The sequence below is a fragment of the Gillisia mitskevichiae genome, assembly GCF_003634585.1.
In the GTDB taxonomy this organism is placed as follows: Bacteria; Bacteroidota; Bacteroidia; order Flavobacteriales; family Flavobacteriaceae; genus Gillisia; species Gillisia mitskevichiae.
The window spans coordinates 608,273-630,026 of sequence record NZ_RBLG01000002.1; the positions used below are offsets into that span (position 1 = coordinate 608,273).

Sequence of the window (21,754 nt, forward strand, 5' to 3'; positions counted from 1 at the left end):
TGAAAATTAAAGCTCTCATTAAAAATGGTTCTCGGATTAATAAATATTAAAATTGTTCGTGGGATATCTATTACCATAATTTTGAACAAATTATCCTATGAAATTTCATGTTCTGCCATTTATGGAATAGGCAAGATATTTGCTTAATTTCGTGAGGCTAAGAAAAGATCCATGAAATTCAAAATAAAATCAGATTACAAACCAACTGGGGACCAACCTCAAGCAATAAAAAAGCTAGTTTCTGGGATAGAAAAAAACGAGCAGTATCAAACTTTATTAGGAGTAACAGGTTCTGGAAAAACCTTTACGGTAGCAAATGTCATTGAAGAGATCCAACGACCAACTCTTATTTTGGCACATAATAAAACATTAGCCGCTCAGCTTTATTCAGAATTCAAACAATTTTTTCCTGATAATGCAGTGGAATATTTTGTTAGTTATTATGATTACTACCAACCTGAAGCCTTTATACCTTCCTCTGGAACTTACATAGAAAAAGATCTCTCTATAAATGAAGAACTTGAAAAGCTTCGTTTAAGCACTACTTCTTCCCTATTAAGCGGAAGACGGGATATTTTAGTAGTGGCATCGGTTTCCTGTCTTTATGGTATCGGAAACCCTGTTGAATTTAAAAAGAATGTGGTTTCTATTGAAAAAGACATGCACATTTCAAGAACGAAATTATTGCATAGGCTTGTTCAAAGTTTATACTCCAGAACTGAAGCAGATTTTAATCATGGTAATTTCAGAATAAAAGGAGATACCGTAGATGTATTTCCAAGTTATGCTGACAATGCTTTTAGAATTCATTTTTTTGGAGATGATATAGAAGAAATTGAAGAATTTGATCCTCAGACGAATGAGGTTTTGGAGAAATATGAGAAATTAAATATCTATCCAGCAAATATGTTCGTGACTTCTCCAGATGTGCTGCAAGGTGCAATAAGAGAGATTCAGGATGACCTTGTGAAACAGGTAGATTATTTTCAGGATATAGGAAAACATCTGGAAGCAAAGCGCTTAGATGAACGCACGAATTTTGATCTTGAAATGATAAGGGAATTAGGTTATTGTTCTGGGATCGAGAATTATTCGCGTTATTTGGATGGAAGACTCCCTGGTACAAGACCCTTCTGTCTTTTAGATTATTTTCCAGATGATTATTTAATGGTGGTAGATGAAAGTCATGTTACCATCCCACAAGTGCATGCAATGTATGGTGGTGACCGTTCCAGAAAAGAGAACCTGGTAGATTACGGATTTAGATTACCAGCTGCAATGGACAACCGACCTCTCAAGTTTGAAGAGTATGAGGCCTTGCAAAATCAAGTTATCTATGTTAGTGCTACTCCTGCAGATTATGAATTACAAAAAACCGAAGGGGTTTATATAGAACAAGTAATTAGACCAACTGGATTGTTGGATCCAATTATTGAGGTTCGCCCGAGTTTGAATCAGATTGACGACCTAATTGAAGAAATTCATATAAGAACAGAAAAAGATCAGCGAGTATTAGTTACCACTCTTACTAAAAGAATGGCTGAGGAGCTTACAAAATATCTTACTCGCATTAATGTGAGATGTAGATATATTCATTCTGATGTGGATACGCTGGAACGCGTAGAAATAATGCAAGACCTAAGAAAAGGAATTTTTGATGTACTTATTGGAGTGAACTTATTACGAGAAGGACTGGATCTTCCAGAAGTATCGCTTGTTGCCATTTTAGATGCCGATAAGGAAGGGTTTTTAAGAAGTAATAGATCCTTGACGCAAACTATTGGACGTGCAGCTAGGCATTTGGAAGGAAGAGCGATCATGTATGCAGATAAGATCACGAATAGTATGCAAACAACTATAGATCAAACAAATTATAGACGTGAAAAGCAGATCGCTTACAACACTAAACATAATATTACACCAACAGCATTGGTTAAAAGTATAGAAAGTTCTCTCGTTAAAGCGAAGATAGCTTATGAGATAGAAACTGCACCAACTTTAAAAGCTGCTGAAAAGGAAACAGAATATTTCAGTAAACCCCAGTTAGAAAAACGAATTCGTTCTAAACGAAAGGAAATGGAAACAGCAGCTAAAGATTTGGATTTTATGACAGCTGCAAGACTTCGAGATGAAATAAAAATGCTACAAGATAAAACCAAGGCCTTAAGTTAAAATAAGCTTATGTGTTAATATTTAATTTTTTAACGTTAAATGTTTCCATAATTAACTCATAATCAATTATTTAATTTAATATCTTTAAAATTCATTATTCACATTAACCCTATTTATTGTGTTGGTTAATTGTGTTATAGATGAGATATTATGTGCTTACTTTTTTATTTTTACCATTAATCGCTTTTTGCCAAGTTGGTATAAATACATCGTCACCCAAGGCTCAATTAGACATTGTTTCAAATTCCCCCGATACTCCACTTGGAATTGATGGATTATTAATTCCTAGAATCCACAAATTTCCAGTTGATCCTCCCTCGAAAGACCAGCATGGTATGTTGGTCTTTTTAAATTCTATAAGCCTCTCACCAAAAAGCGGCTTTTACTTTTGGAATAATGATTCCCTAAAATGGGAAGCTTTATCTGGAATTGCTTCAGAAAATTTCTATAAACCAAGTACTACAGTGAGTCCAAATAATATTACAGATCCACTTTTTAGGACAGGAAATATTGGAATTGGAACTCAAGATATCACCTCTAAATTACAGATCGCTTTAAACTCTTCTACAGATGCTGCAATAAAGAAAGGACTAGAAGTAGATAATAATAATCCCACGGTGGATAATCTTACAACCTATGGCATAATTAGCGACAACCGTAGCGCAACCAATGGTAATAAATATGGAATTAAGAATAATGTAGGTGGAGTTGGAATAGGGATACATTATGGTATTTTTAATGAAACTTATCAAAATTCCGGCACTAACGATATTTACGGGATCTTTAACAGAGTTGGAAAAACCTTCGGAACAAATAGCAGTAATTATGGTATTTTTAGTGAAATAGGACAAATTACTGGAACAGGTAAAATATATGGCGTTTATAGCGTGGCTTATGGAAGCAATCCAGATAAAGTATATGCCGGCTATTTTGCAGGTAGATTAGGCATTGGCAATACACCAACCGAGGAATATGTTTTCCCGGCAACAAGAGGAAGTAATTCTCAGGTTTTAATATTAGATTCTTCTGGTAACATGAATTGGAGCTATCCTAATACTCAAAACTATGTGAGCACCGGGAGCGCAACTGGAGACTTCCTTATTACTGAAGATGTAGGTACTTTAAGAATAAATAATGATCTAACACAAGTAATTATTCCTCCTGCAAATATTAATAAAGGTAGAATTATAAGAATAATAGGTTGGGATGGAATTGGTGCTAAGAATTTTATTTTTTCCAATGCAGATAATCTATATGATGTTCGTAATAATGCTTTGGTAACTTCCATTGGAGCTAACCAAATTTACACTATTCAGAGCGCTGGGAATCGCTGGATACTTTTAAATAAATAAAAGCACCAAGTGGTGCTTTTATTTATTTAAACCTAATAAGCTACTACTATTCAATTTCAATCATTCTTTTTGCCTGTAGTTTTGCTTCTTCTTTTTTAGGAAGTTTAATTTCCAAAACTCCATTTGAATAATTAGCAGTAATCTTATTGCTTTCTACAGATTCTGGTAAAGTGAAGGCTCTTCTAAAATTATTGTAATTAAATTCTTTTCTGGTGAACCTAGCATTGGTCTCTGTAGATTCATGTTCTTCCTTAACTTCAGAAGAGATAGTTAATACATCGTTATCCAACTCGATATTAAACTGATCTTTCGATTTTCCAGGTGCAGCAACAGCAATAATAAAATTCTCTTCATTTTCTAGAATATTTACTGCAGGAATTCTGGAACCAACACCTCCAGTATTTGTAGTTCCTCCAAGCCAATCGTTTTTAAAAATATCATCAAAAACAGATGGCAACCATTGATCTTCATTTCTTTTAATTAAGTTCATAACATCAAATTTTTAATTAATACTAGTTTCATTTTTTTAATATCAAATTAAATTCCAGACCATATTTTCTGAAATTTTGTCTTCTAGCATCACAAAAAATATGTCATTTTGACTTTTATAACTGAAACAAAAACTAAAATAATGTAAACTACATAGAAGCCTAAATCTTAAAATGCTATTTTTAAAACCTGAAAACTTCTTCATGAAAAAATTACTTTATAGAGCCCTATCCTTCTTTAATATTGTTGAAAGCAAGATCGCCTTCTACCCTACTGTTTTAGCAATATTCGGAATCTTTTTTGCCTTTCTATTATTGTATTTTGAAAATCTTGGAGTTTCAAAATATCTGTTAGAAAAAGCTCCAGCATTAGTGGTAGATAATGGAAATACTGCTATGACCATATTGTCTGCGTTAATTTCTGGACTCATATCGGTTATCGTTTTTAGCTTTTCTATGGTTATGCTTTTATTAAGTCAAGCTTCGAGTAATTATTCCCCAAGATTATTACCAGGTCTTATTTCAGATAAAAAACACCAGATAATTCTAGGGATCTACCTATCCACCATACTGTATAATATTTTCATTTTGTTTTCTATCCAACCTACTGGAGATAAATATCAAATTCCAGGTTTTGCAGTGCTAATGGGAATCATAGGAACTGTAATATGTATTTATGCATTTATCTTTTTTATTCATAATATCTCACAGTCCATACAAATTAGCAACATATTAAAGAAGATCTATAGTCAGTCTAAAATAAGGATGACCGAGGTTATTGAAAAGGAATCCACTCATTTAGCTCCTTTCCCTGATAGTGAAGATTGGTACGAATATCACTCAGAAAAAAGTGGGTATCTACAAAACATGTCTTATACTAATATGATAGATTTCTGTATAGAAAATGACACTCAGCTTCATATAATTCCTTTTAAAGGAAGTTTTATTTTAAATGGTATTCCTTTGTTTAGATCTAGAAATGAACTCAATAAAGACCAGGTAACTCAAATTTTAAGTAATATTAGCTTTGCCCGAGAAGAGTTGGTAGAAGATAATTATATATTAGGTTTTAAACAGCTAACCGAAGTTATTGTGAAAGCGATGTCTCCAGGAATTAACGACCCTGGAACTGCCATTAATGCTATAGATTATCTTACAGAATTGTTCGCATTAAGAATGCAGAAAAAAGATATTAATGTGATTCGAAGAGATGAAGCTGCTTTTTTAAAGATCACAACAGTAAATTTTAAAGAGCTTATTTATCAGGTAATGGTAGCAATTAGAACCTATTGTAAGCATGATGTAACTCTCAATCAGAAGTTATTAATCATGTTACATTACCTACTTCAGCAAGAAACCTATAATGAAGATTATTATAATATTATAAAAGCAGAAGCTACATTATTGCTTACAGATGCAAAGGAAGCAGTAACAAATACTGCCGATGTAGATAGATTAATTAGTTTGGCTGAAAGCTTAACGTTCCAAGTAAATAATACCACCACAAATGCATAAAAATACATTCTTAAAAACCTGCTTTATAATTCTAGCGTTCTTGGTTGTTAACCTTACAATCGCTCAATCTTCCGCTTCTAAAAGCGTAAGTAGCTTTTTAATTGATGCCCCACAACTGGATACTATAAAAAAAATATGGGTGTATTTACCAAAAACCTATACCCCAAACGCAAAAAAATACCCTGTGCTTTATCTTCAAGATGCACAAAATTTATTTGATAGATCCACTTCATATTCTGGAGAATGGAAGGTAGATGAAACCTTGGATAGTCTAGATCTACCATTAATTGTAATAGGAATTGAACATGGAAATGAAAAAAGAATAGATGAATTAACTCCTTATCCTCATCCCGAATATAAGGGTGGAAAAGCAGATGCTTATCTAGATTTTATCCTGAACACACTAAAACCCAAAATAGATTCACTTTATAACACTTCCCCAACTGCTAAGAACACCTTTATTGGAGGGAGCTCGTTAGGAGGGCTTTTTGCTTATTATGCAACATTAAAGCATCCAGATATCTTTGGTAAAGCATTAGTCTTTTCTCCTAGTTTTTGGTATTCTGAAGACATTTTTAATTTAACAGAAAGTGCAGAATTGAACAGTCTTTCTAAAAATCAATTTTACTTTAGGGCTGGCGAAAAAGAAAGTGAAACAATGGTACCCTTGATGCTAAAAATGAAAGAACTACTTTCTTCTAAACAAATTTCAGAGGCACAAATAAATATCGAAGCTGTTCCCAACGGAGAACACAATGAAGCTTTTTGGGCAAGCTTGTTCCCAGAAGCTGCGCTTTGGTTAATGGATCTAGAAAAATAACTTAAATTCTCAAAAAGCTTTAATCAAATAAGCATGAAGCCATGAATATTTTATATTCATGGCTTCATGCTTTTAAATTTCCTAAAAAAAGAGTTTAAACTTTTAGAACAACTAGGTTGTCTTCTTAGATTTCACCCATTCCTGTACCATTTCTTCTAAAATATTAAGTGGTACTGCACCATTAGTTAATACAACATCGTGAAATTCTCTAATATCGAAATCTTCTCCTAATTGTATTTTTGCTTCTTCTCTTAGCTCAACGATCTTATTCATGCCTATTTTATAAGCAGTTGCTTGTCCGGGCATTACAATATGTCTTTCCACCATTTTCACACAATCACTCTCAGCATTTGGAGTATTCTCTTTATAATAAGCGATACCTTCTTCCCTAGTCCATTTTTTAGCATGTATTCCAGTGTCTACTACCAATCTACATGATCTCCAAAGCTCCATTGCCAATCTTCCAAAATCTGAATAAGGATCTTTATAAAAGCCCATTTCTTTAGGGATCAATTCGCTGTATAAACCCCAACCCTCTGTGTAGGCTGTATAAGATGAAAATTTCCTGAACATTGGAATACTATCTAATTCTTGAGCTATTGCAATTTGCATATGGTGTCCCGGAATCCCTTCATGAAAAGCCAAAGCTTCCATTTGATAGGTTGGCATAGCACTCATATCATATAAATTTGCATAATATGTTCCAGGTCTGGAACCATCGATTGCTGGCTGCTGATAAAATGCTTTTCCGGCACTTTTCTCTCTAAAGGCTTCCACAGCTTTTACTACAATATCTGCTTTGGGTTTTGTAATGAAAAGCTCATTTAGTTTCCCCTTCATATTATTTATCAAACCTGTAGCTTCAGTTAAATAACGCTTTTTTCCTTCAGCTGTATTTGGATAATAGAATTGCTTATCGGTGCGCATAAATTCAAAGAAATCTTGTAAAGACCCTTTAAATCCAGTCGTTTTCATGATCTCTTCCATTTCTCTATGGATTCTACCTACTTCACTTAATCCAATTTCATGAATTTCATTTGCCGTTAAGCTCGTGGTGGTTATCCGTTTAAGCCGATTATTGTAATAATCTTCTCCCTTAGGGAATTTCCAAGCTCCATGATCTGTAGTGGCACGCTGCTGTTGGTCTTCTAGTACTGCAATTAGATTCTCGTAGCCTTTTCTTACAGAGGTATTTAGAGCATTTTCTGCCTTATTAATAAGTACAACTTGCTCTTCCTCTGTTAACTTCAAATTCTTAACCTTATTTTTAAAATCCTCCAGTAAAGTACTCGCCTCATTAGAATTTGTAAAGGGTTTACCCTTAATTACATTTTGGGAATCCTCGATGACTTTTTCAAAAACAAATTTAGGAGGTAAGATCCCGTTTTGTTCTCTCACCTTTAATCCCTCCACAATTTGTTCGATCACCTTTGGAATACCATTCAATCTTGCTATATAGGCTTCAGCATCTGCTAAAGAATCTATACGATGCATGTTAATTAAAAAGGCTGGTAATTCGGCATGATAGCCATGCATTTGGTTTATAGGATAATTATAAAAACGGTAATCATAATCTGTTATTTCATCCTTTAGTCTTTGCTTAGCTAATCTATAGCTTAACTGAGTACTTTCATCTAAACCGGCTTCATCTATATTCTTATTAAGGTAATCCAATCTCTTTTTAGCCTTTTCTAGATCGTCCTTATATTTTTGAGAGGAAAAATCATCCCATTTCCCATAATCGGTTTTTCTACCTAACATGGTTTGCAACATAGGAGAATCTGCTACGTCCTTTTCAAATTCAGCATCGAAATGAGCATTTAATTCTGCTGAACTTTTTTTAATTATAGAGTCGGATAATTCTTTATCTGAAACATCATCCTTACAGGAAAACATCGTTAATATGGATAAAAGAAGAATACTTTTTATTTTGAATTTCATTAAATTAAATTTAAGTGATTTGTGTTTTTATGTAAAACTGACTTATAATTAATTCTATTCTGTTAATACCGAAAATTCAACATAAGAATCTCCAAAAACAGTATGAGTTTGCTTTTTGAAATCTTCTGCCTTCGCCTTAAAGATATTTGGTACAAAAGTTTGCGGGTTTAGATCTATTAAAGGAAACCAAGTACTTTGAACTTGTATTTGAAGTTTATGACCTTTTTTGAAAGTGTGATTTACATCCTGTAATTCGAAAGAAACTTCTGTTTTCTTACCTGCTTCAAAAGGTTCTGGATTTTCAAAACTGTTTCTAAATCTCCCTCTCATAGCTTCACTACGCACCATCATATGATAGTTACTCATTTTAAGATAGGATTGAGTTTCCTCTGTATCTTCAGCATCATGTGGGTACACGTCTATTACTTTTACAACCCAGTCTGCATCTGTCCCTGTAGTTGCAACATTTAAATGTGCTTGAATAGCACCAACTAAACTCATATCTTCTTCTAAGACTGGAGTTTCATAAACCATAACATCTGGTCTTCTAGCTGCAAAACGCTGATCGTCTGTCATATATTTTCTTGGCGTGAATACCATTTTAATATCTTCAGAATAAGGAACTGGTTTTTTAGGATCGCTCACAAAAGATACTTCTGTTTCTGAGGCGGAATCTGTTAACATTTCATCTGCACCTAAATACATTTTCTTAGTCGTAATTTCTTTTGGAGGCCAAACATCAAAACTATCCCATTGCATATTTCCTGTATCATAAATATATGCTTCGGGCAAACCAGATTCTTTAGATCCATTTCCTTTTAAAAAGTGATTAAAGAATTTAGTTTCTATCTCCTGCTGATAATTCTTGGAAATATCATCTCCAAAATACACATTCCCTATGGCTTGCCTTTTAGAGTTTCTTGCCCAATCTCCATGGCTCCAAGGTCCAAAAACAATGGTGTTATAGTTATCACTTTTCTTCTCTATGTTCTTATAAGATTGAAGTGGCCCATAAAGATCTTCGGCATCAAATAATCCACCTACGATCATAACTGCCGGCTTAATGTCTTTTAAATGCTGAATTAAACCTCTGGATTTCCAAAACTCATCGTAGCTAGAATGATCTTTCAACTGAGTCCAGAAAACATTATCTTCTTTATAATACTTATCTAAATTAGTTAAGGGACCATTATCCAGAAAGAACTGATATTGATCTTTTTCTTTTAATTCAGGAAATTTATACCAAGCGGTATCTGAAGGCGTAGTCTTTTCATATCCAAAAAGTGCTGTTGCTCTCCAGTAACTTAATAAATAAGCTCCATTATGATGAAAGTCGTCAAAGAAAAAATCTCCGATCCCAGCTTGTGGAGAAACTGCTTTTAATGCAGGGTGTGCATCTAAAAGAGAATACAACGCATAATACCCAGGATATGAAATACCCCAAGTTCCTACTTTCCCTGTGTTGTTCTTTACATTCTTAACTAACCAATCTATAGTTTCGTAAGTATCGCTGGATTCATCTACTTGTTTCCCTTTTTTCTTCGGAATATATGCACGCATATTATCATAGACTCCTTCACTCATCCATCTTCCACGAACATCTTGATAAACAATGATATTCCCTTCTTTCATAAGAAACTCATTAGGACCAATTTTAGATCTGAATTGATCTTGCCCATAAGGCTGAGAACTATATGGGGTACGTTGCATTATAATTGGATACTTTTTAGAAGTATCCTTAGGTGAATAAATAGTAGTATGAAGTTTAATACCATCTTTCATGGTAATATCTACTTCTTGTTTTGTGTAATGATCGGCTACCTTATAGTCCTCTTCAGTTTGAGAAAAGCTAGAAAAGGATAGAAAAAGGCTCATTATAAAAATAAGCGGGGAAAAAGTTAATTTCATAGTTTCAGATTTTAAAAACCTAAAGATAGAAATTAACTCTTTAACCCGGAAAATTTAAATACTACTCTATTTCCGCTTTTTGGATGCCTTCACTTAGCCAAGCTAAGTATTCCTTAGCATTTGGAGTATATCCAATTGGGGAATTCAGAAGATTAAGATCTGTATCTAAAAGCACATAAAATGGTTGTGAATTATTCTGAAAATTCACGGTTTGGAACGTTGCCCATTTATCGCCGATAGTCTTTATCTTTTTAATGCTTCCATTAGCTCTAACATAGTTGAATTGCTCCTGCTCTGGCAACTCTTCTCTATCATCTACATACATAGAGATCAAAACATATTTATTTTTTAGAACTTCATAAACTGCAGGATCACTCCATACTTGCTCTTCCATTTTTCTACAGTTAACGCAAGCCCACCCTGTAAAATCTAATATAATAGGTTTGTTCTCTTGCTTTGCGATTTCCAATCCTTTTTCCCAACTCTTATAAGCTTTTAAACCCAATGGACCTTGAGTATCCTTTTCGTAAACACTATAGAACAGGGGTGGTGGAAAACCACTTAATAACTTAAGATTAGCAAAAGCAGAGTTACTTAAACCAGGAAACAGATATAAAACAAAAACGAATGTTAGCGCTCCAAAGCCAAATCTAGCTTTGGTCAATTTCTTTTTAGGACCATCATGCGGAAATCTTATTATTCCGAACAAATAAAGCATTAAACCAATTCCAACTAAGATCCAGATCCCAATAAAGATCTCTCTTTTAAGGATTCCCCAGTGTTCTACAAGGTCTGCATTAGATAAGAATTTAAAAGCAAGACCTAATTCTAAGAATCCTAGGACCACTTTTACTGTATTTAACCAACCTCCACTTTTTGGTAGCGAATTCAGCCAGTTTGGAAATAAGGCGAATAAAGCAAAAGGTAAAGCCAAAGCCAGTCCAAAACCGCCCATTCCAAAGGATAATTGGGTGGCTCCTCCATCACTGCTTAATGATCCTCCTAATAAAGATCCAAGAATAGGACCAGTACAAGAAAATGAAACCAAAGCGAGAGTTAGAGCCATAAAAAATATACCAACAACACCACCAATACTGGAAGCTTTATCGTCCATCTTACTACTCCAACTTGTAGGTAGAGTTATCTCATAATAACCGAAAAATGAGAAGGCGAATATTATAAAGATCACAAAGAAAACGATGTTCAGAGTGACATTGGTAGAAATATTATTTAAGATCTCTGGTGCAAGACTATCCAACAAATGGAAGGGTAAACTCAATAACAAATAGATCAAAAATATAAAAAGGCCGTATAGGATTGCATTTGTTAATCCTTGCTTTCGGGTTTTAGCTCCTTTAGTAAAAAACGACACGGTTAAAGGGATCATTGGAAACACACATGGAGTAAGTAAGGCTATAAGACCTCCCAAGAAGCCTAAAAGGAAAATGGTTAAAAACCCATCTTTATCTTCTACTTCTGGCTTATATTGATCCCAACCATTTAAAGCTAAAGTAAGATCCTTTGTTTTTTGAATATCTATTGGAGTGACCTCCTCATTTGCATAGCCTTTATTCACAGAATTATCTGCAACAGAGAATTGAAACGGCACCACATCAGGTGGTAAACACCGAGTATCGTTACAAACCATAAACTCAACCTCAACTTCTATAACCGCATCTTTATCTAAAACTTTTATAGTTTGAAAAAAAGTTGCTTGCTTTTCAAAGTATTTGATCTCCATTTCGAATACCTCATCAAAAATGGTTGGTACATTTGGTTCAGATGTTTCTCCAACCAACTCAAAAGCTACCCCAGCATTGGTAAATGTAAAACTTGTTGGAATTGGGCCTCCTTCTTCAATATCTTGAGCATACAAATGCCAGCCTTCTTCTAATTTTGCTGTAAAACTAATTTTATAGATACTATCGTTTTCTTTTTCTAAATGGGAATCCCAGCTAATAGGCTCTTCTATTTGAAGATCATTATCTGCAGAGGTAAATACTTGAGAAAAAGAGGAAAGAGATACTGTTAAAATTAAAAGCAGTGACCAGAAATATTTCATACAGTGTAGGTAATTTTTAATATTTTTTGAGAAGGATCTGTAATGGCAAATCTGTTATCTGCTCTTCTATTTACGATCCAAACAATTTCATTTCCAGAGCAAAGTATCCAAGTACTTTCCTTCTCGGGCAAAGATAATTTATTGTCATTAAAAAAGTCGCTTAACTTTTTCTTTCCTTTCATTCCAAAAGGATAAAATACATCGCCATTGCTCCATTTTCTTAGAACAAGTGGAAAAGTAAGTTTTTCTGCATTTAAGAAAACACAATTAGGGGCGGTTTTGGAGATCTCGTCAACCTCAGAGATCGTAAATCTTCCCATGGGAAGCATCAATATGTTTTCTCCTTCTTCTATGAAATACTCCTGCATTTTTCTATCAGGTTCATTTTCTGCAAGGATCAATACATCTCTATCCTTTATCAATCTATGCGTAGAAGAATAAACAATTTTTCCAGATTGAGCATCTAATAATTGGTATACATCTTCCCATTCTGAAAACCCAAAAGTCTTTAGCAATTCATAAAGTACCGCTTTAGTATTGGGTAATTTCTTCAGAAAATCTATTTTCAGATTATAGCCATACATAGTTTTGGAAACTATTTCTGGATAGATCAATCCAATATAATCTTCCACAAGATTTAAGCTGTCATTTAAATGAGCCTGAGTATTGGCAAAACCATTTAACAACTGCGGATTCAACTCTTCCAGTACAGGAACAACATCATGCCTAATTTTGTTTCGTAGGTATTTGTTAGAAGCATTGCTACTATCTTCACGCCATTTTATTTTATGCAACTCGGCATAGGCTTCGATCTCTTTTCGACTGAAAGTTAATAGTGGTCGGATCACTGTATTATTTACAGCTTTGATTCCTGTAAAACCTTCTAAGCCAGTCCCACGAACTAAGTTGATTAGAAATGTTTCCAGATTGTCATTTGCATGATGTGCAGTTAAAACATAATCATACTTTAAAGCAACACTTAGTTCCTCGAACCAATGATAGCGTAATTCTCTGGCTGCCATTTGAATGGAGATCTTTTCATCTTCAGCATAAGCCTTAGTATCAAAATTCTCGATAAAGACTTCTACATCTAATCTATCAGCCAGATCCAGAACAAATTCTTCATCGGAATCACTTTCAGCATCTCGAAGGTTGAAATTACAATGGGCAATGGAAAAGTTCAATTTTGCAAGCTTGCATAAATGAGCCAAAACCACACTATCTACTCCTCCACTAACTGCCAGCAGTAATTTGCCTTGACATAAAAAGGGAAATTCAGATTTCAGGTGATTTTTGAAGGCTTTTTCCATAAGTTTCAAAGATATGAAATAAGCCTGTTTTAAGACTTGGCAAATGGAGAACTTTTATATAATACAAAAGAAGTTGTAGGCTTTTAAGATCTAAGCGCTTCCAACATAGCTTTTGCTTTTAACTGGCATTCTTCATATTCCTGTTCGGGTATAGATCTAGAAGTAATTGCGCCACCTACAGAGAAAGAAACGTATTGTTTACCCGCGTTGTAAAGTATGCTTCTAATAACCACATTAAAATCGAAATCCCCATCTGGAGTAAAATAGCCCACTGCGCCGCTGTAAAGACCGCGTTTGCTCACTTCCAATTCTTCTATGATCTTCATTGCTGAAATTTTTGGAGCTCCAGTCATACTTCCCATAGGAAAAGTAGCTTTAAGCACTTCTATTGGTGTACATCCAATTTCTAAGTCTGCAGAAATAGTTGAAACTAGCTGATGTACCTGCTTAAAAGAATATACTTTACAAAGTTCATCCACCTGCACACTACCTCTTTTAGCAACTCTAGAAATATCATTACGCACCAGATCCACGATCATCACATTTTCTGAAATTTCTTTTGGGTCTTTTGCCAACATTTCCTTGATCTTAATATCCTCTTCTTCAGTATCTGCTCTTCGGGCAGTTCCTTTTATAGGCTGAGAGATCACTTTGTTCCCCTTTTTTGTTATATAACGTTCTGGAGATGCAGAAAGCAAATAATAATCTTCAAGCTTTAAAAATGTAGCGAATGGCGGGCAAGAAATTTCATTGAGATCTTTAAACACTTTTGCAGGATTTATCGTTCTTTCCTCAGCAAAATATTCCTGACAAAAGTTGGCTTCATAAATATCTCCTCTATGAATATGTTCCAGCATTTCTGAAACTTTGGATAGATATTGCTCTTTGGAGATCCTTGCCTGTATAGGTTTTGCAGTGATTATTTCTTCGGAAGCAATATTTTTTAAATCCAGTTCTTGCTGAAGAATTTCATCAAAATCTGAATTGATCTCGTCGTCCACCATTTTAAGATAACGAAATTCAACTTTCTCTTTCCCTACTAAAATCAGTTTTTGAGGCTGAAAGAAATAGAGATCTGGGAATTCTAGTTCGTCTATGTTCTTAGAGCTTAAATTCTCCAAATCATTTTTAAGATCGTACGAGAGATATCCAAAGATCCAATCTTTAGTAGTTTCTTGATATTCTTTTAATTGCTCAAAAGCTCCATGGTGATCTGTTTTTAAAGCAGTAAAAGCTTCAACGGCAAGTATGGCTTCATAATTAGAAGAGGTTTGCGGATAGTTATTACTATCTAACCAAGCGATCTCATAGAATTGAGAACTCCATTGAAAAAGCTTCTTTTTGAATGCTGCTGGATCTTCTAATAAAAATTCGGTTGTAGTACGCACTTATTCTTCAATTTCGTGCGCAAAGGTAGTCAAGACATCTTCAATCCCCATATTCAAAACCTCATTTTGAATAGCATCATCTTTAAAATTATCATTGAAGGAAGGAAAACTAAAACTTTCTATAATTTGCCCACCAAATCTCGGCAGGATGCCCTTGGTATATTCCAAGGAAGAAGCTGCACCTCGAGCTCCGGGAGAAGTGCTCATTAATAATATTTTTTTATCAGCTAAAAAATTTCGATCAAGGCGAGAAAGCCAATCCAGAATGTTCTTAAAAAATGCGGATACCGTTCCATTGTGTTCATTTACAGAGATCATCAAGGCATCATGTTCAGCAATTAGATTTTTAATAACTTGAATATCTAAAGGAAATCCATTCGTATTCTGGCTGTCTATACTAAACATAGGTATATCAAAATCCATTAATCTAATGATCTTAATATCATGACCGTTCACTCTATTAGCAATATGAGTGATAAATTGATGATTGATAGAAGTACTGCTATTAGAGCCTGCAAAGGCCAATATCTTTTTCATTATAGGGTATTTCAAGGATATCAAAAATACCTAAATTATTGGGATACTTTTAAAATGAATAGCGTTAAAAATCTGTTTATTATCTATTAAGAGTATTTCCATACTTTTTTTATCTTATTCCTTAACTGCAAAACTTATCTTTGCAGCTAATTAAAACAAACTCAAGTGACTTTTCAGGATCTTAATTTAAATACCCCTCTATTAAACGCGTTAGAAGATTTAAAATTCGACACGCCAACACCTATTCAAGAACAGGCCTTTTCTTCGATCATGTCTGGAAAAGATGTGGTAGGGATCGCGCAAACGGGAACTGGTAAAACATTTGCATACATGTTGCCAATTCTTAGAATGCTAAAGTATTCTGAACAAAAGAATCCGAGAGTTTTAGTTTTAGTTCCTACCAGGGAATTGGTGGTTCAGGTACGTGAAGAAATTGAGAAATTAACTGCTTACATGAATACCCGAAGTACAGGAATTTATGGTGGGACTAATATCAACACCCAACATTCAGATCTGCTTCAGGGATTAGATATTATTGTTGCTACGCCTGGAAGGTTGTATGATCTTATATTACGTCGTGCTGTACAAATGAAATCTATTCAGAAATTAGTGATAGATGAAGTAGATGTTATGTTAGATCTGGGTTTTAGATTTCAGATAAATAATATTATTGAATTGCTTCCGCAGAACAGACAGAATATTATGTTCTCTGCAACGATGACCGAAGCTGTTGAAGAAATTATAGAAATTAGTTTTAAGCAACCGGTAAAAATATCTGTTGCCATTAGTGGAACTCCCCTAGATAATATAGAGCAACGAGGTTATAAGATCCCAAATTTCCACACTAAAGTAAATTTCCTAAGAGATCTATTAAAAGATAAGGAAACCTATACTAAGGTGCTTATTTTTGTTGCGTACAAGCGTTTAGCAGATAGGCTTTTTGAAAGTTTGGCCGAAGAGTTTGTAGATGAATGTACTGTGATCCATTCCAACAAATCGCAGAATTACAGATTGCGAAGCATTAAGCAATTTGGCGAAGGCTTTAGTAGGATCCTTGTGGCTACAGATGTTATGGCGCGTGGATTGGATATAGAAAATGTATCTCACGTTATTAATTTTGATACTCCAGAATATCCTGAGAATTATATGCACCGTATTGGTAGAACGGGACGTGCAGAAAAAGAAGGGATCTCTTTCCTTTTAACTACAGAAAAGGAACAGGACAATTTAGAGAAGATCGAAAATCTTATGAATATGAAGGTACCTCAATTTGAGTTGCCGGAAAATATAGAGATCTCTACTATTCTTATTCCTGAAGAACAACCTAAGATCTTCGAAATAAACAACCCTAATAAAAGAGGTGATGAAGATGCTCCAGGACCTGCTTTTCATGATAGAAGTGAGAAAAACTCTAAGGAGAATCAAGGAGGATCATATAGGCGAGAAATTGCTAAGAAGTATAAAAAACCTCAAACCAGAGGTGATAAGGGTGCAAATAGAAGACATAAAAAATAAGAGTTTAACTTTGTAAGAATTTGTTTTTATGAAAAATGTAGCAATACATAGATTGGAAAATGAATTATTAAGTGTAGGCATAAAATCTATTGGCGCTGAACTTTGCAGTATTGTAAATAAGCTGAATGGTAAAGAATATATTTGGCAAGGAGATCCTGCATTTTGGGCTAGTCACGCTCCTGTACTTTTCCCAATAATTGGAGCATTAAAAAATGATACTTACTTTTTTGAAGGAAAAGAATATCATTTACCTAAACATGGCTTTTTTAGAAATAATGAAGCTGTTACTTTAAAACGACAAGCCAAAGATCATCTCACTTTTAGTTTAAAATATTCTGAAGACACCTTAACCAATTATCCTTTTAAGTTCGAAATGGAGATTAGTTTTACTCTGAAGGAAAAGACGTTAGAGGTGAAACATACAGTTTTTAATCTAGATGATAAACCAATTTATTTTTCAATTGGAGGACATCCAGCTTTTAACGCACCAATATTCCCAGGTGAAACTTACGAAGATTATTATCTAGAATTTGATCAGGATATGGAATTGCAATCTGCTACATTATCTGAAGGTGGTTTAATATCTTCTGTATCTAAGTCTGTTTTAGAAAACGAAAATAAGATCCATTTAAAGAAAGATCTTTTTAAAAACGATGCTTTAATTTTTCAAGACATTCCTTCTAAAGAAGTAAGTCTTAACAGCAAGAATTCTGGTAGGATCTTAACAGTGAATTACACAGATTTCAAAAATCTAGGAATTTGGGCAAAACCCAATGCTCCTTATGTATGCATTGAACCTTGGCTGGGGATTGCAGATCTTGAGAACACAGATCAGGATTTAAAAAATAAAAAAGGCATTAATAAATTAATGCCTACTCAAATTTTTAGTGCTACTAACTCTATAAAGATAGCCTAAGGATATGTTTTAGTTTCTAGTTTTCTTCTTTGCAGCTTTTGCAGCACGCTTCTCTTTTAGACTCAACACAGGTTCTTTCTTTGCTGAATTTTTTGAAGGGGATTTTTCTTTAGCCATGATTTCTTGTTATTATGAATAATAGAATAAAAGTAACAAAAGTTTTGCTAGGTTACATCACTAATTTTTGAACTCGCATTTTTTATCCGATTGTCAGGCAAAGCCTATATAAAAAATATGTCAGTCTGTCCCGATAGCTATCGGGATGTCGAAGACTCTTTCCAATTACCAACCACACTTCGACAAGCTCAGTGTGACAAGTTGCTGTGTGACAACTTGCAGTGTGACAAAATTGAAAACTAAAAAATCCCCTACGATCTTTAACCGACGGGGATTCTTTGTTTAAAAATGGGTCTTAGACCCTAGATGTGCATTGCTCTATCATTTGCTGCCATCGCGGCTTCCTTCACTGCTTCCGCATATGTTGGATGTGCATGACTCATTCTTGCTATATCTTCAGCAGAAGCTCTAAACTCCATTGCGGTTACCGCTTCAGTAATAAGATCGGCAACACGAGCACCTATCATATGTACACCTAAAACCTCATCGGTCTTAGCATCGGTTAATATTTTTACAAATCCATCTGTATCTCCACTGGCACGAGATCTACCTAAAGCTCTCATTGGGAATTTCCCTTCTTTATAATCTACACCAGCTTCTTTTAACTCTTCTTCAGTTTTACCAACCGCAGAAACTTCAGGCCATGTGTAAACAACTCCAGGGATCAAGTTATAATTGATATGTGGTTTTTGACCAGCGATCAATTCAGCAACCATAGTTCCTTCTTCCTCCGCTTTATGCGCTAACATTGCTCCACGAACTACATCTCCAATTGCATAAATATTATTCACATTTGTTTGTAAATGATCGTTTACGGCTATCATTCCGCGATCTCCCATTTTAACTCCTGCTGCTTCTACATTCAAACCATCCGTAAAAGGTCTACGACCTACAGAAACTAAACAATAATCTGCTTTAAATTCAACCTCATTCCCCTTTTTATCATCTGCTTTAATGGTGATCTCATCACCATTGCGTTCCACAGATTTTACTTTATGGCTCACATTGATCTTCATTCCTTGTTTCTTAAGCACTTTATTAAGTTCTTTAGAAAGAGCAGAATCCATAGTTGGGATTATTCTATCCATATATTCAACTACAGTCACCTCAGATCCAAGTCTCTTATAAACTTGTCCTAATTCAAGACCAATAACTCCACCTCCAATAACAACTAAATGTTTTGGGATCTCTTTTAGTGTTAATGCTTCAGTAGAAGTAATTACACGCTCTTTATCCAAGTTGATAAATGGCAAATTAGAAGGTTTAGATCCAGTAGCAATTATAGTATGCTTAGCTTCTAGAGTTTCTTGACCACCTTCAGTTTTATCAACTAATATATGAGTAGCATCTTTAAAAGAACCAATTCCTTCATATACGTCTACTTTATTCTTGTCCATAAGGAATTTCACTCCGTCGCAAGTTTGAGAAACTACAGAAGATTTTCTGCTCATCATTTGCTCTAAATTCACCTTTACCTCACCAGTGATCTCAATTCCATGCTCTTCAAAATGCTTCACCGCATCGTCATAATGATGTGAAGAATCTAATAAAGCCTTACTTGGGATACAACCTACATTTAAACAAGTTCCTCCTAAAGTGGAATATTTTTCAATGATCGCAGTTTTCATTCCTAATTGTGCGCAACGTATGGCTGCCACGTATCCTCCGGGACCAGATCCAATTATTACTACATCATATGTGCTCATAAATATGTTTTTAATGTTTTGATGAAAATCGATTACAAAACTACGACTATTATACACAATGACCAATCTGCAGGATCGAGCTTTTTGGTATTTAGATCATAATAAATCGATCGCAGTGGTGCTTTTTACCGGACTAATTATAAATGTGCTTTGCGTGCTACCTATATGATTTAGGTTGGTAAGCTTATTTAAAAGGAACTCTCTATAGGCTTCCATATCTTTTACTAAGATCTTTAATATGTAATCGTATTCTCCACTTACATGGTAACATTCTAAAACCTCATGTAATTGAATGATCTCTTCTTCAAATTTTATAACGTAATTTTTGGAGTGCTGCACGAGTTTTATCTGGCAGAATACCATAAAAGACCTATCCACTTCTGCAGGCTTTACTAAGGCAACATATCTAGAGATCACCCTATTACGCTCCAATCTTTTTATACGTTCAAAAATAGCGGTAACAGAAAGATTTAATTCTGAAGAAAGTTTTTTGTTGGTGATCTTACTATCATTTTGCAATTTCTGCAGGATCTTCTTATCTATTTCATCTAAACTCATTCTGAAAAATATTCTAATTACAATGCTAAAAGTAAAAATTTACAAACTTAAAATCTATAATAATAAAAGTTAACTGAAAATAAAACTGAATATTATCTTATGCATTGATTAATCATCTCTTATTTATTTAATTTGAAGTAAATCAAACAACAGCTATCATGAAATATAAACCAGCAAACCACATTCAAGACCTTCAATATTTTGGTGAATTTGGGGGAGTAAATCCATCCATTTCAGATTCTTCTACCTATACTTTTCTTTCAGCAAAGACCATGTTCGATACTTTTGAAGGGAATGCAGATGGTTGTTATTTATATTCCAGACACTCCACTCCATCTAACCTTTATCTTGGAGAAGCCTTGGCAGCTATGGAAGGAACAGAGACTGCAAATGTTGCAGCTTCTGGAATGGGGGCCATCACAGCTGCACTTTTACAGCTTTGTAAAGCAGACGATCATATAGTCTCCAGCAGAACTATTTACGGCGGTACTTACGCTTTCTTAAAGAATTTTACTCCAAGATTTAATATTCAAACCAGTTTTGTAGATATCACTAAATTAGATACTGTAGAAGCGGCTATCACACCAAATACCAAAGTTCTCTATTGCGAATCTGTTAGTAACCCTTTATTGGAAGTGGCAGATATTGCGGGACTTTCAAAGATTGCAAAGAAGCACGGACTTACTTTAGTAGTAGACAATACTTTTTCTCCTCTCTCTATTACTCCTACTGAATTAGGTGCAGATGTAGTAATTCACAGTTTAACCAAATTTATAAATGGAAGTAGCGATACTGTTGGTGGTGTTACCTGTGGAACGCAAGAATTCATCAATTCCTTACGAAGTGTAATAGATGGAGCGAATATGTTGTTAGGACCTACTATGGATAGTTTGCGTTCTGCTTCTATATTAAAAAATATGAGAACCTTGCACATAAGGATGAAGCAACATAGTAAAAATGCGATGTTCTTAGCAAAGAAATTTGAAGACGATGGTTTTAGAACTGTATATCCTGGCTTAGAATCTCATCCAAGTCATGAACTATTCAAATCTATGATGAATGAGGATTACGGATTTGGAGGAATGTTAACCATAGATGTTGGAAGCTTAGATAAGGCAAACGAATTGATGGAATTAATGCAAGAGAGAAACCTTGGATATTTAGCTGTGAGCCTAGGCTTCTACAAAACTTTGTTCAGCGCTCCTGGAACTTCTACTTCTTCTGAAATCCCAGCAGATGAACAAATTGAAATGGGCCTTTCAGATGGTCTTATCCGTTTTTCTATAGGATTAGATAATGATATTGAACGCACCTATAAAATGATGAAAGACTGTATGGAAACTGTAGGGCTGTTGCGAAACATGAGTGTAAATTAAGATTAACCATTCTTTTAAAATTATGCCTGATAGAATGAATTTTCTAACAGGCATTTTTTATTGATTAGTTTTA

At 34.4% G+C, this 21,754-nt stretch carries 16 protein-coding genes; 7 read left to right on the plus strand and 9 right to left on the minus strand.

The annotated features are described in order from the left end of the window. The first annotated feature begins 171 nt into the window (after positions 1-171). A complete protein-coding gene (gene uvrB, locus BC962_RS08515; protein WP_121345572.1) occupies positions 172-2,172 on the plus strand; it encodes an excinuclease ABC subunit UvrB in 2,001 nt (666 codons plus the stop codon). Positions 2,173-2,312: 140 nt separating this feature from the next. Beyond that, positions 2,313-3,524 carry a hypothetical protein gene (locus BC962_RS08520; RefSeq protein ID WP_121345573.1) on the plus strand — a complete coding sequence of 404 codons (1,212 nt, stop codon included), beginning with the start codon at positions 2,313-2,315 and terminating at the stop codon, positions 3,522-3,524. 46 nt (positions 3,525-3,570) lie between these two features. Here the strand turns inward: BC962_RS08520 and BC962_RS08525 are convergent, their stop codons facing one another. Beyond that, positions 3,571-4,014 carry an Hsp20/alpha crystallin family protein gene (locus BC962_RS08525; RefSeq protein WP_121345574.1) on the minus strand — a complete coding sequence of 148 codons (444 nt, stop codon included), beginning with the start codon at positions 4,012-4,014 and terminating at the stop codon, positions 3,571-3,573. A gap of 202 nt (positions 4,015-4,216) precedes the next feature. Between BC962_RS08525 and BC962_RS08530 the strand changes: the two genes are divergently transcribed. Further along, positions 4,217-5,527, plus strand: a complete 1,311-nt coding sequence (locus tag BC962_RS08530; protein ID WP_121345575.1) for a DUF2254 domain-containing protein — start codon at positions 4,217-4,219, stop codon at positions 5,525-5,527. Then, the gene (locus BC962_RS08535) at positions 5,520-6,347 is read left to right on the plus strand and encodes an alpha/beta hydrolase (RefSeq protein ID WP_183075471.1); all 828 of its coding nucleotides are present in this window, start codon (positions 5,520-5,522) and stop codon (positions 6,345-6,347) included. The genes BC962_RS08530 and BC962_RS08535 overlap by 8 nt, the downstream gene beginning before the upstream one ends. A 111-nt stretch (positions 6,348-6,458) precedes the next feature. Here the strand turns inward: BC962_RS08535 and BC962_RS08540 are convergent, their stop codons facing one another. The 6 genes from BC962_RS08540 to BC962_RS08565 form a co-directional block, all read right to left on the minus strand. Next, complete coding sequence (locus BC962_RS08540) at positions 6,459-8,288, minus strand: DUF885 domain-containing protein (protein ID WP_121345576.1); 1,830 nt, start codon at positions 8,286-8,288, stop codon at positions 6,459-6,461. A 54-nt stretch (positions 8,289-8,342) separates the two neighbouring features. Further along, positions 8,343-10,196: a CocE/NonD family hydrolase gene (locus BC962_RS08545; RefSeq protein WP_121345577.1), complete on the minus strand. Its 1,854-nt coding sequence runs from the start codon at positions 10,194-10,196 to the stop codon at positions 8,343-8,345. 61 nt (positions 10,197-10,257) lie between these two features. Continuing rightward, on the minus strand, positions 10,258-12,258 hold the full coding sequence (locus tag BC962_RS08550) for a protein-disulfide reductase DsbD family protein (RefSeq protein ID WP_121345578.1): 2,001 nt from the start codon (positions 12,256-12,258) through the stop codon (positions 10,258-10,260). Beyond that, on the minus strand, positions 12,255-13,568 hold the full coding sequence (tilS, locus tag BC962_RS08555; protein WP_121345579.1) for a tRNA lysidine(34) synthetase TilS: 1,314 nt from the start codon (positions 13,566-13,568) through the stop codon (positions 12,255-12,257). The genes BC962_RS08550 and tilS overlap by 4 nt, the downstream gene beginning before the upstream one ends. Before the next feature lie 83 nt (positions 13,569-13,651). Continuing rightward, positions 13,652-14,956 carry an anthranilate synthase component I family protein gene (locus tag BC962_RS08560; protein ID WP_121345580.1) on the minus strand — a complete coding sequence of 435 codons (1,305 nt, stop codon included), beginning with the start codon at positions 14,954-14,956 and terminating at the stop codon, positions 13,652-13,654. Further along, positions 14,957-15,493: an NADPH-dependent FMN reductase gene (locus tag BC962_RS08565; RefSeq protein WP_121345581.1), complete on the minus strand. Its 537-nt coding sequence runs from the start codon at positions 15,491-15,493 to the stop codon at positions 14,957-14,959. It lies immediately after the preceding gene. Between the two features lie 165 nt (positions 15,494-15,658). Here BC962_RS08565 and BC962_RS08570 point away from each other — a divergent pair, with 165 nt between their 5' ends. Together BC962_RS08570 and BC962_RS08575 are read left to right on the plus strand one after the other, a co-directional pair. Beyond that, positions 15,659-17,008, plus strand: coding sequence for a DEAD/DEAH box helicase (locus BC962_RS08570; protein WP_121345582.1), 1,350 nt, complete (start codon positions 15,659-15,661; stop codon positions 17,006-17,008). Between the two features lie 28 nt (positions 17,009-17,036). Then, positions 17,037-17,924: an aldose 1-epimerase family protein gene (locus BC962_RS08575; protein ID WP_121345583.1), complete on the plus strand. Its 888-nt coding sequence runs from the start codon at positions 17,037-17,039 to the stop codon at positions 17,922-17,924. 419 nt (positions 17,925-18,343) lie between these two features. Here the strand turns inward: BC962_RS08575 and lpdA are convergent, their stop codons facing one another. After that, the gene (gene lpdA / locus BC962_RS08580) at positions 18,344-19,747 is read right to left on the minus strand and encodes a dihydrolipoyl dehydrogenase (protein WP_121345584.1); all 1,404 of its coding nucleotides are present in this window, start codon (positions 19,745-19,747) and stop codon (positions 18,344-18,346) included. A 96-nt stretch (positions 19,748-19,843) separates the two neighbouring features. Continuing rightward, positions 19,844-20,305, minus strand: a complete 462-nt coding sequence (locus BC962_RS08585; protein WP_121345585.1) for an Lrp/AsnC family transcriptional regulator — start codon at positions 20,303-20,305, stop codon at positions 19,844-19,846. Between the two features lie 158 nt (positions 20,306-20,463). Between BC962_RS08585 and BC962_RS08590 the strand changes: the two genes are divergently transcribed. Beyond that, positions 20,464-21,681, plus strand: coding sequence for an aminotransferase class I/II-fold pyridoxal phosphate-dependent enzyme (locus tag BC962_RS08590; RefSeq protein ID WP_121345586.1), 1,218 nt, complete (start codon positions 20,464-20,466; stop codon positions 21,679-21,681). Positions 21,682-21,754: the final 73 nt, after the last annotated feature.